We start from the raw sequence: 14,615 nt of genomic DNA, 5'->3' as shown, positions 1-14,615 counted from the left end.
GTTAAAAACAATCAGCGACTACGGAAGACAATGCGGCCTTTGCTCAGGTCGTACGGGGTCAGCTCAACAGTCACTTTGTCGCCCGTCAGGATGCGGATATAGTTTTTGCGCATTTTACCGGAGATGTGTGCAGTAACCACGTGACCGTTTTCTAACTCTACGCGGAACATGGTATTAGGTAACGTATCGAGAACGGTACCCTGCATTTCAATATTGTCTTCTTTGGCCATCTAATCCTCTGGGGTATCACTACCGTAATTTGAACCGGCAAGATAATGCCGAAGTTCTTTTAATAAGTAAAGATTTGTGCGTTTAAAACACAGCAAATCGGGTTTGGCGCATTACTCTAACCACACACGGCAAAGCCGCACTTAAAGCGCAACGTGTAAGGGAACGAGGAGATAAACGATAGGCGTTGCCTGACGCGAACTGTTCCTTAACGGCGGCGGGGTAATGGGCTAAACCAACTCTGCGCGACAATTATAACACCCCGACAAAAAATGTGCCGAAAACATTCACCCCTGAGGCGAAAATAACGTCCTGGGAACCCAGAAATGGCTCGGTAGCCGCTGCTGGCGCAGTCTGCTCAGGTGTTCAAGGTACTCCCGACGAGGGGTTTCGACGGCGCCCAGCGAAGCTGTGTGGCTATTTAATACCTGGCAGTCGATTAATTTTCCGCCCTGACGGATAAATTCAGCGCAAAAAACAAGCAGTGCGGTTTTGGACGCATTTTCCTGACGGCTGAACATTGATTCGCCACAAAATAGTGTACCTTGCGCCACGCCATACATACCGCCCACTAATTCATTTTTTCGCCACACTTCAATGGAGTGCGCATGGCCCAGTTCGTGCAGGCGATGGTAGGCGTCCACTACATCATGCGTTATCCAGGTGCCTTCTTCCCGGTCGTTCGCGCAGCCTTCAATCACCTGACCGAACGCGTAATTGAGCGTCACGCGATAAGGCGAGTTTTTATGAAAGCGTTTCATGCTGCGGCTGAGATGAAATTTCTCGGGCCAAAGAATGGCGCGTGGATCGGGCGACCACCAAAGGATGGGGTCGCCAGGCGAAAACCACGGGAAAATTCCGCGCTGATAGGCCATTAATAGTCGGGCTGGACTGAGATCGCCGCCAAGCGCCAACAAACCGTTAGGCTCGCGTAAAGCGCCTTCCGGTGAAGGGAAGGCTATAGAATGACGGGACAATTGCACCAGGCGCATGACTGCGAAACTCCACTACGCGAGTTTGATCGTTCAATAATAGCTTACAGACGTTGCTTAAACTGGTAATAACGTCCCTGCCGGGCTAACAAATCTGCGTGATTACCTTGCTCAATAATGTGTCCGTTGTCCATCACTATTATTTGATCAAAACGTGACAAGCCGCGCAGACGATGTGTCACCATCAGTACGGTTTTATCACGCATGGCATCGCCAATTAATTCAAGCATTTGGCTTTCTGTTGTTGCATCAAGTCCTTCGGTCGGTTCGTCCAGCAGCATCAGTGGGGCATCGTGCAATAAGGCACGGGCGATAGCCAGACGACGAAGTTCGCCACCAGAAAGCTGTCGACCCCCTTCGCCTAACCAGGCGTTGAGTCCATCACCCTCAAGCAGTTTGTCCAGACCGACGCGGCACAGCATTGCAGATAATGTGTCATCACTGGCGTGCGGTGCCGCCAGCAGAAGATTGTCGCGAAGCGTCGCGCTGAACAGGTGCACGCGCTGTGGCACGACGCTGATGCTCTGGCGCAGCGTGGTTTCACTGAGGGCTGAAATCGGCTGCTCATTAATCAGAATTTCGCCGTGCTGCGGATCCCATGCACGGGTAAGCAATTGCAGTAACGTTGACTTACCGCATCCGGTGCGGCCGAGAATCGCAATATGCTCACCGGGCTGAGCCTTCAGGGAAAGGGTGTCGAGCGCTTTTTGTGCTTGTCCCGGATAACTGAATGATACATCGCGTAGCGTGAGAGTGACCTGCTCAGAAACCGGGGAACCGGCATCCGGGAAGGTGACTTCTGGCTGCTGTTCAGTCAGTTCGGTGATGCGCAGCGCAGAGGCAATAACCTGTCCGAGATGCTGAAACGCGCCGGTGACGGGGGCTAATGCTTCAAATGCGGCCAACGCACAGAAGACAAACAGCGCGATCAGCGCACCCGGCTGGGTATTGCCACCTACGCCACCTGAGGCCATCCATAACATCACAACCACTGCCAGTGCGCCGACTAACAGCATGACCGCCTGTGATAGCGCCGTTAATTCAGACTGACGACGTTGGGCTTCATGCCACTGCAACTCGGTGGCTTCCATTTGGGCGCGGTAACGTTCACTGGCACCAAAGATGGTCAGTTCAGCCTGGCCCTGCAGCCAGGATGTTAGCTGCTGACGATACTGCCCACGTAAATGCGTCAAGCTTTGCCCGGTGCTTTTACCTGCCTGATAAAAGAGTGGGGGCAAGATAAATAAGGTCAGCAGCATAATACCGCCGAGAGTAATAGCTAGCGTGAAATCGAGAACGCTTAGCCCCAGCGTGACCACCATGATAACGACAAAAGCGCCTACAAGCGGGGAGAGCACGCGTAAATAGAGATGATCGAGCGTGTCGACATCCGCCACCACGCGATTAAGCAATTCACCTTGTCCATAACGGGACAGGCCAGCAGGAGAGAGCGGCAGCAGTTTGCTGAAGGTATATATACGCAAATGTTGCAGCACGCGGAACGTCGCGTCGTGGCTGACCAATCGCTCGAAATAGCGGCCCGCGGTGCGGGTGATTGCCGCACCGCGTACCCCGGCGGCAGGGAGCATATAGTTAAAACTGTAAATCCCGGTGACACCCACCACAGCAGAAGCCGACAGGAACCAACCGGAAAGCGTCAGCAAACCAATACTTGCCAACAGTGTGACGATCGCCAGAACGATCCCCAGGGTTAACATCCATTTGTGACGTTTATACAGTGTCAGATAAGGTAGCAAAGCGCGCATTTAGATGTCCTCCTGACGATGAGCCAGTAATGTCGCAAACGCCCCGTTGGCTGCGCTAAGTTCTGCATAAGTGCCTTGTTCAACGATCTGTCCGTCCTGCATCACCCAGATAGCGTCCCAGTCGGCAAGGTCTTCAAGTTGGTGTGTCACCATCAGCGTAGTCTGGCGGCGTGACGCTGCGTTCAACGCTTGCATCACGCGTTGTTCGCTGTGTGCATCCAGGCTGGCGGCGGGTTCATCCAGCAGCAGCAACTGACACGGATTGAGTAAGGCGCGAGCCACGGCAACGCGCTGCGCTTGTCCGACAGAAAGTCGAGCCGCCTGATCGCCTACTGGTGTATCTACACCCTGCGGCAGTAGCGGTAAAAACTCACTGACCCAGGCGCGGTCGAGTGCGGCCTGCAGCTGTTCTTCGCTGGCATCGGGGCGAGCGAGCAGCACGTTATCGCGTAACGTGGCGGCAGGGAGCTGCGGATTTTGTCCAACCCAGGACAGCTGTTTGCGCCAGCAATCAGGCGACAGGTCGCGTAGTTCAAAGCCGTTAATTCTCAGCGATCCCTGATAAGAGAGAAATCCGGACAGGACATTGAGCAACGAACTTTTTCCGGAGCCGCTGCGGCCAACCAGCACCGCGCGTTGACCGGCTGGCAGGGTAAAGTTGAGCGGGCCTGCAAGCACTTTACCTTCCGGCGAGGTGATGACCAGATCTCGTGCTTCGATTGACACGGCGTCTTTTGTCGCCAGCTCAATATCGCCACGCTCAGGATGTGCAAGCGGGGTTTCCATGAAGGTTTTCAGACTGTCTGCTGCACCAACGGCTTGTGCTTTGGCGTGATAAAACGTGCCCAGATCGCGCAGGGGCTGGAAAAATTCCGGCGCCAGAATGAGCGCGAGGAAGCCGGCAGCCAATGTGACACCTGTGCCGTAGTGTCCAAAATCGAGTTCGCCAAGGTAGGAAAAGCCGAAGTAAACCGCGACCAGTGCGATGGACAGGGAGGTAAAGAACTCAAGGACACCGGATGACAGGAAAGCCAGGCGCAGGACTTCCATAGTGCGCTGGCGGAAATCCTGTGACGCAGCGCGGATGCTTTCCGTTTCGGCTTCACCGCGACCAAAGATTCTTAGCGTCTCCATGCCCCGCAGGCGGTCGAGGAAATGGCCGCTGAGGCGAGCAAGAGCCTGAAAATTGCGGCGGTTAGCGTCGGCAGCACCCATACCAACCATCGCCATAAACAACGGGATCAGCGGGGCAGTTCCAAGCAGAATAAGGGCGGCCACCCAGTTTGACGGGAATACCGCCGCCACGATCAATAAGGGGACGCATACGGCCAACGCCATTTGCGGCAGATAACGTGCATAGTAATCATGCATATCGTCAATCTGCTCCAGGATCAACGTGGCCCAACTCCCGGCCGGTTTGCCTTGTATCCAGGCCGGACCTGCCTGTTGCAGACGGTCAAGCACCTGGCGGCGAATTTCAAAGCGAATATGCTGTCCTGCGTGAAACCCGACCCGTTCGCGTAACCAGACGACCCATGCCCGCAGGATGAAAATCAATACCAGCACGATGAAAGGAAGCAGAAGCGCCTCTCGGGGAATATTGGCCATGATCATATGGTCCAGAATTCGGGCCATGAGCCAGGCCTGAGCGACAATTAACAGGCCGCTCACGAACCCCAACAGGCGCGAAATGTTCAGCCATCGTTGGGAAATTACACTTTGCTGTTTTAACCAGCGGGTCAGCTCTTTTTGACGGGTTTTATTCATTGCACGCTTAGCAGGTGAGTTATTGGAATTTTTGGGCAGGGCAATGTTACAACGAGGCAAAAATAAAGGCGACTTATAGTCGCCTTTTTTACTTTTGTTACTGATTTGTAAAACTTATTTGCAAGCGTCCGCCAGACCGTCGAGATAACGTTCTGCATCAAGCGCGGCCATACAGCCCGTGCCCGCAGACGTAATCGCCTGGCGATAAATATGGTCCATCACGTCACCGGCTGCGAAGACACCCGGAATGCTGGTTTGAGTGGCATTGCCGTGAATACCGGACTGAACTTTGATGTAGCCGTTTTCCAGTTCAAGCTGACCGTCGAAAATAGCGGTATTCGGGCTGTGACCGATAGCGACAAATAACCCTGCAACGTCCAGTGATTCCACGTTGTCAGTGTTTTGCGTATCGCGCAGACGCAGTCCGGTTACGCCCATTTGATCGCCGGTCACTTCTTCCAGCGTGCGGTGGGTGTGAAGCACGATGTTGCCGTTTTCAACTTTATCCATCAAACGTTTGATGAGAATTTTCTCCGCGCGGAAGCTGTCGCGACGGTGAATCAAATGCACTTCAGATGCGATATTCGCCAGATATAGCGCTTCTTCAACAGCGGTGTTGCCGCCGCCGATCACCGCAACTTTTTGGTTACGGTAGAAGAAACCGTCGCAGGTCGCGCAGGCGGAAACGCCACGGCCTTTGAATGCTTCTTCTGAAGGCAGACCCAGGTAACGTGCTGAAGCGCCGGTGGCGATGATCAGTGCGTCACAGGTGTATTCACCGCTGTCGCCGGTCAGACGGAAAGGACGGTTTTGCAGATCAACTTTGCTGATGTGATCAAAAATGATTTCAGTGTCAAATTTTGACGCATGTTCGTGCATACGCTCCATCAGCAGCGGGCCAGTAAGATCGTGCGGATCGCCAGGCCAGTTTTCCACTTCTGTTGTTGTGGTCAACTGACCACCTTTTTCCATACCGGTAATCAGTACCGGTTGCAGGTTCGCGCGTGCAGCGTAGACCGCAGCGGTATATCCCGCAGGGCCAGAGCCCAGAATAAGAAGTTTACTGTGTTTGGTTGCGCCCATGAGATCCCCATAGTTGTTGGCAGGCAATGAGCAGGATTGTAGGGAATTTACAGACGTAAAAAAAGAGTATGGCGATTTTGTTAACAATATGTGTAATAGCAGAAACCGATGAACGGGGTGATCAGCCGTAATACTATAACGATTTCTACTTAAAATCGGTCAGTTATAAGGTGATAAAATGACGATTTTCCATCACTGCGAATGAATAACTGGCATGTTGTACTAAAAATCGATGTTTTGCTTTGACAATCCCCTGCTGTTTTGCGAAAACATTCAAGGAAGAAAAAAACTGTGTCATGTATGTGCTGCATAATCATGCATGTAGATATCATGTTTACCGTGTTAGCGAAATCTACGCATGGTGTGGACAGATGCCATTCGTGATGTCGATAGCCGCCGACAGGCAACGGTCTTCTCACCATAAACCCAGACATTGCGAACCGAAAATCCCTCTGGGTTGCGGTTTATTTTGATGGGTAGCGACTCTGAACAGTGATGTTGGTAGAGTCAGGCAGGAGTAGGGAAGGAATACAGAGAGACAATAATAATGGTAGATAGTAAGAAGCGCCCTGGCAAAGATCTCGACCGTATCGATCGTAACATTCTTAATGAGCTGCAAAAGGATGGGCGTATTTCTAACGTCGAGCTTTCTAAACGTGTGGGACTTTCACCAACGCCCTGCCTTGAGCGTGTGCGTCGGTTGGAAAGACAGGGTTTTATTCAGGGCTATACAGCGCTGTTAAACCCGCATTATCTGGATGCATCACTTCTGGTTTTTGTTGAGATTACTCTGAATCGTGGCGCCCCGGATGTGTTTGAACAATTCAACTCTGCAGTACAAAAACTTGAAGAAATTCAAGAGTGTCATTTGGTTTCCGGTGATTTCGACTATTTGCTGAAAACACGCGTACCGGATATGTCGGCATACCGTAAGCTGTTGGGGGAAACCCTGCTGCGTCTGCCTGGCGTGAATGACACACGTACTTATGTAGTCATGGAAGAAGTCAAACAGAGCAATCGTCTGGTAATTAAGACGCGCTAACACGGAACAGGTGCAAAATCGACGCAGTTTGATTACACTCCTGTTAATCCATACAGCAACAGTGCCGGGGTAACCCGGTGCTGTTGTCCGTTTTAGCATCGGGCAGGAAAAGCCTGAAACCTGGAGAGCCGTTTTTGAGCCAGGAATACACTGAAGACAAAGACGTCACATTGACGAAGTTAAGCAGCGGGCGCCGACTTCTGGAAGCGCTACTGATTCTTATTGCCCTTTTTGCCGTCTGGTTGATGGCTGCCTTACTCAGCTTTAACCCTTCGGATCCCAGTTGGTCACAAACCGCATGGCATGAACCTATCCATAATCTGGGGGGAATACCCGGAGCATGGTTGGCGGACACGCTGTTCTTTATTTTTGGCGTCATGGCCTACACCATTCCCGTCATCATTGTTGGCGGCTGTTGGTTTGCCTGGCGACACCAGGCCAGCGACGAATACGTCGATTATTTTGCCGTCTCGCTGCGCATTATTGGCGTTCTGGCGCTGATTCTCACTTCCTGCGGGCTGGCCGCAATTAACGCCGATGACATCTGGTATTTCGCCTCTGGCGGCGTGATCGGCAGTCTGCTCAGCACTACGCTACAACCCTTACTGCACAGCAGCGGCGGCACGCTGACGTTGTTGTGCATTTGGGCGGCGGGATTAACGCTTTTCACCGGTTGGTCATGGGTGAGCATTGCGGAAAAACTGGGCGGCTGGTTACTCAATATCCTGACGTTTGCCAGCAACCGTACCCGCCGCGACGATACCTGGGTCGATGACGAAGAATATGAAGATGAAGAAGAGTCTGTCGATGCCGCTGATGGCAAACCCCATGAATCGCGTCGGGCTCGTATTCTGCGCGGTGCGTTAGCGCGCCGTAAGCGTCTGGCAGAGAAATTTACCAACCCGCTTGGTCGTCATACCGATGCGGCGCTGTTCTCCGGCAAACGCATGGATGATGAAGACGAAATTGAATACAGCGCCCGTGGCGTGGTTGCCGATCCTAACGATGTGCTGTTTTCCGGCAATCGCGCGACGCTGCCTGAATATGACGAGCTTGACCCACTGCTTAACGGCCACTCGGTGACCGAGCCTGTGGCTGCAGCAGGTGCAGCTACAACGGCCGCTCAGGCCTGGAGCGCGCCGGTAGATCCGTTGCTGCAAACCTCGCCCGTGACCAACATTGTTATGGAGCAACCGGCGCCAGCCGTAGCCTGGCAATCCGCACCAGGCCCGCAAACCGGTGATGCCGCGATTGCACCAACGCCTGAAGGTTATCCGCATTCAGCCCAGTACGCGCAACCTCCGGTGCAGCAGCCGTATGAGCCATGGCAACAGCCGGTTGTGGAGGAGAGTCCGCAGCCGCAATATTACGCACCGCAGCCGGAATCTGTTTATGCGCAGCCAGTCGCGCCGCAGTCGGAACCTGTTTATCAGCCAGAGCCTGTGCTGCAGCCTGTCTATCAACAGGATCCGACCTCTCAACAGAACGCCACATTCCAGCAGCCTGCTTATCAGCCGGAGCCTGCGCCGCAACCTGTTTATCAGCAGGAATCAATCCCTCAACAGAGCACTACGTTCCAGCAGCCTGTGGTTGAACAACCGCTTGTGGTGGAACCTGAGCCCGTGGTTGAAGAAGTTAAACCGACTCGTCCGCCGCTCTATTACTTTGAAGAAGTCGAAGAGAAACGTGCGCGTGAGCGTGAGCAACTGGCCGCATGGTATCAGCCGATTCCAGAACCTGCTCAGGAGCCTGAGCGTATTAAACCGTCTACGCCATCTATGCCGACGACTGCATCCATACCGCCCGTTGAGTCTGTTGCAGCTGTTGCACCGCTGGCTGCCGGTGTAAAAAGCGCCGCTTTAGGGGCGGGTGCAGCAGCAGCTGCACCTGTCTTTAGCCTTGCGGGCAGCGGTGCGCCGCGTCCGCAGGTGAAAGAGGGGATTGGCCCGCAGTTACCGCGCCCAAATCGTGTGCGCGTGCCTACTCGCCGGGAATTGGCGTCGTATGGCATCAAACTGCCGTCACAGCGTATGGCTGAAGAGAAAGCGCGCGAAGAGCAGCTTGATACAGATGCGTACAATGACGATGAAATGGATGCAATGCAGCAGGACGAGCTGGCACGCCAGTTCGCTCAGTCGCAGCAGCATCGTTATGGCGAAGAGTATCAGGACGATACCCACCAGACTGATGACGAAGATTCAGCCGCAGAAGCGGAACTGGCTCGCCAGTTTGCTTCTTCTCAGCAGCAGCGCTATTCCGGTGAACAGCCTGCCGGAGCGAATCCGTTCTCGCTCGATGACTTTGAATTTTCGCCAATGAAAACGCTGGTAGATGAGGGGCCGCATGAGCCACTGTTTACGCCTGGCGTGATGCCGGAGCCTGCGCCGCAGTACCAGGAACCAGTTGCACCGCAGCAGCATTATCAGCAGCCGGCGCAGCCTGTCGCACCGCAGCAGCATTATCAGCAACCGGCGCAGCCTGTCGCACCGCAGCAGCATTATCAGCAACCGGCGCAGCCTGTCGCACCGCAGCAGCATTATCAGCAGCCAGCGCAGCCTGTCGCACCGCAGCAACATTATCAGCAGCCAGCGCAGCCTGTTACGCCGCCGCCGCAGGATAGTCTGATCCATCCGCTGCTGATGCGTAATGGCGACAGCCGTCCGGTGCACCGTCCAAGCACGCCGCTGCCATCGTTAGATCTGCTTACACCGCCGCCGAGCGAGGTTGAGCCGATAGATACGTTCGCGCTGGAGCAAATGGCACGTCTGGTGGAAGCGCGTCTGGCGGATTTCCGCATTAAAGCCGATGTGGTGAACTACTCTCCAGGCCCAGTGATTACCCGCTTTGAGCTTAATCTGGCTCCTGGGGTTAAAGCGGCGCGTATTTCCAATCTGTCGCGCGATCTGGCGCGTTCATTGTCGACCGCAGCGGTACGTGTGGTCGAGGTTATTCCAGGTAAACCGTATGTCGGACTGGAGTTACCGAATAAAAAACGTCAAACCGTTTATCTGCGTGAAGTGCTGGATAACGCTAAATTCCGTGATAACTCATCTCCGCTGACTGTGGTGCTGGGTAAAGATATTGCGGGCGAACCGGTGGTGGCCGATCTGGCAAAAATGCCGCACCTGCTGGTAGCAGGGACAACCGGATCCGGTAAGTCTGTTGGGGTGAACGCCATGATCCTCAGTATGCTCTACAAGGCACAGCCGGAAGACGTTCGCTTTATCATGATTGACCCGAAAATGCTGGAACTGTCGGTTTATGAAGGCATTCCGCATCTGCTGACCGAAGTCGTGACCGACATGAAAGATGCTGCTAACGCCTTGCGCTGGAGCGTCAATGAAATGGAACGTCGCTACAAGCTGATGTCGGCGCTTGGCGTGCGTAACCTTGCCGGTTATAACGAGAAAATCGCCGAAGCCGCCCGCATGGGGCGTCCGATTCCGGACCCTTACTGGAAGCCGGGTGACAGTATGGATGTTCAGCATCCGGTGCTGGAAAAACTGCCGTATATTGTTGTGCTGGTGGATGAATTCGCCGACCTGATGATGACGGTTGGCAAAAAGGTGGAAGAACTGATTGCTCGTCTGGCGCAAAAAGCGCGTGCGGCGGGGATCCACCTGGTGCTGGCAACCCAGCGACCGTCGGTTGACGTTATCACCGGACTGATTAAAGCGAACATTCCAACGCGTATCGCCTTTACCGTGTCCAGTAAAATTGACTCGCGTACCATCCTTGACCAGGGCGGAGCGGAATCGCTGTTAGGTATGGGTGACATGCTCTATTCCGCACCGAACTCGACGATCCCTGTGCGTGTTCACGGCGCCTTTGTCCGCGATGAAGAAGTTCACGCAGTGGTACAGGACTGGAAAGCGCGCGGTCGTCCACAATACGTCGACGGCATTACTTCTGACAGCGAAAGCGAAGGAGGCGGTGGCGGCTTTGATGGTGGCGAAGAGTTGGATCCGCTGTTCGATCAGGCGGTAAACTTTGTGACCCAGAAACGCAAAGCCTCAATCTCCGGCGTCCAGCGTCAGTTCCGCATTGGCTACAACCGAGCGGCGCGCATCATCGAGCAGATGGAAGCGCAGGGTATTGTCAGCGAACAAGGGCATAATGGTAATCGTGAAGTGCTGGCTCCGCCGCCCTTCGAATGATTGCAAAGTTAAGTAATTCAGTATTTTCTACTTTCCTCATGCTGATTTTTGGCCTGAAATGGATAGCAGAGGGATCTCCCCGTTGGGAGTGACGTATTTTGAGGAATAACGATGAAAAGAATCGCAATCACCTGTGCATTACTGTCGAGCTTTGTGGTGAGCAGTGTCTGGGCTGACGCTGCCAGAGACCTGAAAAGCCGTCTGGATAAAGTCAGTAGCTTCCATGCCAGCTTTACTCAGAAGGTCACGGACGGCAGCGGCGCAGCGGTGCAGGAAGGTCAGGGTGATTTATGGGTTAAACGTCCTAATCTGTTTAACTGGCATATGACCCAGCCTGATGAGAGCATCCTGGTTTCCGATGGGAAAACGCTGTGGTTCTTTAACCCGTTTGTTGAACAGGCGACCGCGACCTGGCTGAAAGACGCCACGGGAAATACGCCGTTCATGCTGATCGCGCGTAACCAGGCCAGTGACTGGCAGCAGTACAACATTAAGCAAAACGGCGATGATTTCGTGCTGACGCCAAAAACCAGCAGCGGTAACCTGAAGCAGTTTACGATCAATGTTGGGCGTGACGGAACGATCCATCAGTTTAGCGCCGTTGAGCAAGACGATCAGCGCAGCAGCTATCAGCTGAAATCTCAGCAGAATGGTGCGATTGAACCTTCCAAATTCACCTTTACCCCGCCGCAAGGTGTAACGGTTGACGATCAACGTAAGTAGAGGCGTGTGAGTGAGCAATCTGTCGCTCGACTTTTCTGATAATACCTTTCAGCCACTGGCCGCGCGTATGCGGCCAGAAAATTTAGCGCAGTATATCGGCCAGCAGCATTTGCTGGCTGCGGGTAAACCCTTGCCGCGCGCTATCGAGGCGGGACACCTGCACTCCATGATTTTATGGGGGCCTCCGGGGACGGGAAAAACTACGCTTGCCGAAGTCATTGCCCGTTACGCCAACGCCGATGTCGAACGCATTTCGGCGGTTACGTCTGGTGTAAAAGAGATTCGTGAAGCGATTGAGCGTGCGCGTCAGAACCGTAACGCTGGTCGGCGTACGATCCTGTTTGTCGACGAAGTTCACCGTTTTAATAAAAGCCAGCAGGATGCGTTTTTACCGCATATTGAAGACGGTACCATCACGTTTATTGGCGCCACCACTGAAAACCCCTCGTTTGAACTGAACTCGGCGCTGCTGTCACGCGCACGCGTTTACTTACTGAAATCGTTAACCACCGACGATATTGAACTGGTGCTGGACCAGGCGATGTCAGATAAAGCGCGGGGTTACGGCGGCCAGGATATCGTACTGCCGCCAGAGACGCGTCGGGCTATTGCCGAACTGGTTAATGGTGACGCGCGCCGGGCGCTGAATACGCTGGAAATGATGGCCGATATGGCCGAAGTTGATGATTCTGGCAAGCGCGTATTGAAACCAGAATTGCTCACTGAAATTGCCGGTGAGCGCAGCGCACGCTTCGATAATAAAGGCGATCGCTTTTACGATCTCATCTCCGCATTACATAAATCGGTTCGCGGCAGTGCACCGGATGCCGCGCTTTATTGGTATGCGCGCATCATTAGTGCAGGCGGTGACCCGCTGTATGTTGCTCGTCGCTGCCTGGCAATTGCCTCTGAAGATGTGGGCAATGCCGATCCTCGCGCCATGCAGGTGGCAATTTCCGCATGGGACTGCTTTACCCGTGTGGGACCAGCGGAAGGCGAACGTGCGATTGCTCAGGCGATTGTTTATCTGGCCTGCGCGCCGAAAAGTAATGCAGTTTACACCGCCTTCAAAGCTGCGCTGGCTGATGCACGTGAACGTCCGGATTACGACGTGCCGGTTCACCTGCGCAATGCGCCGACGAAGCTGATGAAGGAGATGGGCTACGGTCAGGAGTATCGTTACGCCCATGATGAACCAAATGCCTATGCCGCCGGAGAAGAGTACTTCCCGCAGGAAATGGCACAAACGCGCTATTATCACCCCACAAACAGAGGTCTTGAAGGCAAGATTGGCGAAAAGCTCGCCTGGCTCGCCGGACAGGATCAAAATAGCCCTATAAAACGCTACCGTTAGTGTTATCGTTGCGGTAATGTTGTCTCTGTATCCCTGTGACCGCAGGCTGTGGTCACTTTCTCCTATTTTAATTCGATAAGCACAGGATAAGCATGCTCGATCCCAATCTGCTGCGTAATGAGCCAGACGCAGTCGCAGAAAAACTGGCAAGCCGGGGCTTTAAGCTGGATGTAGATAAGCTGCGCGCTCTTGAAGAGCGTCGTAAAGTTCTGCAGGTACAAACTGAAAACCTGCAGGCAGAGCGTAACTCTCGATCGAAATCCATCGGCCAGGCAAAAGCGCGCGGGGAAGATATCGAGTCTTTACGTCTGGAAGTGAACAAACTGGGCGAAGAGCTGGATGCCGCGAAAGCTGAACTTGATACCTTACAGGCTGAGATCCGCGATATTGCGCTGACCATTCCTAACCTGCCAGCGGACGAAGTTCCGGTGGGTAAAGATGAAAATGACAACGTCGAAGTCAGCCGCTGGGGTACACCACGTGAGTTTGATTTCGAAGTGCGCGATCACGTTACTCTGGGTGAAATGCACACGGGTCTTGATTTCGCCGCGGCGGTTAAGCTGACTGGCTCTCGTTTCGTTGTTATGAAAGGCCAGATCGCGCGCATGCACCGTGCGCTGTCTCAGTTCATGCTGGATCTGCATACCGAACAGCATGGTTACAGCGAAAACTACGTTCCGTATCTGGTTAACCATGACACGCTGTACGGAACAGGCCAACTGCCGAAATTTGCTGGCGATCTGTTCCACACCCGTCCGCTGGATGAAGAAGCTGACAGCAGCAACTATGCGCTGATCCCAACGGCAGAAGTGCCGCTGACCAACCTGGTACGTGACGAAATCATTGACGAAGATGTGCTGCCGATCAAAATGACTGCGCATACGCCGTGCTTCCGTTCTGAAGCAGGTTCTTACGGTCGTGATACCCGTGGTCTGATCCGTATGCACCAGTTCGATAAAGTTGAGATGGTGCAGATCGTTCGCCCGGAAGATTCGATGGATGCGCTGGAAGAGATGACCGGTCATGCTGAGAAGGTCCTGCAACTGTTGGGTCTGCCGTATCGCAAGATCATCCTGTGCACAGGCGACATGGGCTTCGGCGCATGCAAAACCTACGATCTGGAAGTGTGGATCCCGGCGCAGAACACCTATCGCGAAATCTCATCTTGCTCCAACGTGTGGGATTTCCAGGCTCGTCGTATGCAGGCGCGTTGCCGCAGTAAATCCGATAAAAAGACCCGTTTAGTACATACGCTGAACGGTTCTGGTCTGGCGGTAGGACGTACGCTGGTTGCGGTAATGGAAAACTATCAGCAGGCTGATGGTCGCATTCAGGTTCCGGAAGTGTTGCGTCCGTACATGAATGGCCTGGAATTCATCGGCTAAGCTACCTTTCCCTGCTAAAAAAGCGCCTTCGGGCGCTTTTTTTATGCCCGTTTGACGTCGGACAATAACGACTACCTCCATAGGAGTAATACTGCCTTCAAATGAAAGTCAGTATTTA

The 14,615-nt window shown here is 53.7% G+C and carries 10 protein-coding genes and 1 pseudogene; 5 read left to right on the top strand and 6 right to left on the bottom strand.

Annotated features, from left to right (window positions below; translation table 11 throughout):
- Nucleotides 1-11: 11 nt before the first annotated feature.
- From infA to trxB, 6 genes and pseudogenes are all read right to left on the bottom strand, one after another.
- Entirely contained in the window at nt 12-230 is a 219-nt protein-coding gene (infA, locus tag GFB57_RS19700; RefSeq protein WP_002211347.1) for a translation initiation factor IF-1, read from the bottom strand.
- A pseudogene (locus tag GFB57_RS19695) lies at nt 158-515 on the bottom strand (hypothetical protein). The gene infA and the pseudogene GFB57_RS19695 overlap by 73 nt, the downstream one beginning before the upstream one ends.
- On the bottom strand, nt 516-1,220 hold the full coding sequence (gene aat, locus GFB57_RS19690; RefSeq protein WP_003035721.1) for a leucyl/phenylalanyl-tRNA--protein transferase: 705 nt from the start codon (nt 1,218-1,220) through the stop codon (nt 516-518). It abuts the pseudogene before it with no gap.
- Nucleotides 1,221-1,264: 44 nt separating this feature from the next.
- Complete coding sequence (gene cydC, locus GFB57_RS19685; RefSeq protein ID WP_003035722.1) at nt 1,265-2,986, bottom strand: cysteine/glutathione ABC transporter ATP-binding protein/permease CydC; 1,722 nt, start codon at nt 2,984-2,986, stop codon at nt 1,265-1,267.
- On the bottom strand, nt 2,987-4,753 hold the full coding sequence (cydD, locus tag GFB57_RS19680; protein ID WP_003035725.1) for a cysteine/glutathione ABC transporter permease/ATP-binding protein CydD: 1,767 nt from the start codon (nt 4,751-4,753) through the stop codon (nt 2,987-2,989). It lies immediately after the preceding gene.
- Between the two features lie 114 nt (nt 4,754-4,867).
- Complete coding sequence (gene trxB, locus GFB57_RS19675) at nt 4,868-5,836, bottom strand: thioredoxin-disulfide reductase (RefSeq protein WP_003035727.1); 969 nt, start codon at nt 5,834-5,836, stop codon at nt 4,868-4,870.
- A 547-nt stretch (nt 5,837-6,383) separates the two neighbouring features.
- Between trxB and lrp the strand changes: the two genes are divergently transcribed.
- From lrp to serS, 5 genes are all read left to right on the top strand, one after another.
- Complete coding sequence (gene lrp / locus GFB57_RS19670) at nt 6,384-6,878, top strand: leucine-responsive transcriptional regulator Lrp (protein ID WP_002439523.1); 495 nt, start codon at nt 6,384-6,386, stop codon at nt 6,876-6,878.
- Nucleotides 6,879-7,012: 134 nt separating this feature from the next.
- The gene (ftsK, locus tag GFB57_RS19665) at nt 7,013-11,035 is read left to right on the top strand and encodes a DNA translocase FtsK (RefSeq protein ID WP_153983856.1); all 4,023 of its coding nucleotides are present in this window, start codon (nt 7,013-7,015) and stop codon (nt 11,033-11,035) included.
- A gap of 111 nt (nt 11,036-11,146) precedes the next feature.
- On the top strand, nt 11,147-11,758 hold the full coding sequence (lolA, locus tag GFB57_RS19660) for an outer membrane lipoprotein chaperone LolA (RefSeq protein WP_003035732.1): 612 nt from the start codon (nt 11,147-11,149) through the stop codon (nt 11,756-11,758).
- 10 nt (nt 11,759-11,768) lie between these two features.
- The gene (gene rarA / locus GFB57_RS19655) at nt 11,769-13,112 is read left to right on the top strand and encodes a replication-associated recombination protein RarA (RefSeq protein ID WP_003035735.1); all 1,344 of its coding nucleotides are present in this window, start codon (nt 11,769-11,771) and stop codon (nt 13,110-13,112) included.
- Between the two features lie 92 nt (nt 13,113-13,204).
- A complete protein-coding gene (gene serS, locus GFB57_RS19650) occupies nt 13,205-14,497 on the top strand; it encodes a serine--tRNA ligase (RefSeq protein ID WP_003035737.1) in 1,293 nt (430 codons plus the stop codon).
- Nucleotides 14,498-14,615 lie beyond the last annotated feature (118 nt).

It is taken from the genome of Citrobacter sp. S39 (assembly GCF_009495675.1).
Taxonomy (GTDB): Bacteria; Pseudomonadota; Gammaproteobacteria; order Enterobacterales; family Enterobacteriaceae; genus Citrobacter; species Citrobacter freundii.
Note: the sequence above shows the minus strand (reverse complement) of the source record. Positions and strands in the feature narration are given on the sequence as shown.

Excerpts from the sequence above, each read along its gene's own strand:
- infA (WP_002211347.1), bottom strand. The coding sequence starts at position 230 with ATGGCCAAAGAAGACAATATTGAAATGCAGGGTACCGTTCTCGATACG.
- aat (WP_003035721.1), bottom strand. The coding sequence starts at position 1,220 with ATGCGCCTGGTGCAATTGTCCCGTCATTCTATAGCCTTCCCTTCACCG.
- cydC (WP_003035722.1), bottom strand. The coding sequence starts at position 2,986 with ATGCGCGCTTTGCTACCTTATCTGACACTGTATAAACGTCACAAATGG.
- cydD (WP_003035725.1), bottom strand. The coding sequence starts at position 4,753 with ATGAATAAAACCCGTCAAAAAGAGCTGACCCGCTGGTTAAAACAGCAA.
- trxB (WP_003035727.1), bottom strand. The coding sequence starts at position 5,836 with ATGGGCGCAACCAAACACAGTAAACTTCTTATTCTGGGCTCTGGCCCT.
- lrp (WP_002439523.1), top strand. The coding sequence starts at position 6,384 with ATGGTAGATAGTAAGAAGCGCCCTGGCAAAGATCTCGACCGTATCGAT.
- lolA (WP_003035732.1), top strand. The coding sequence starts at position 11,147 with ATGAAAAGAATCGCAATCACCTGTGCATTACTGTCGAGCTTTGTGGTG.
- serS (WP_003035737.1), top strand. The coding sequence starts at position 13,205 with ATGCTCGATCCCAATCTGCTGCGTAATGAGCCAGACGCAGTCGCAGAA.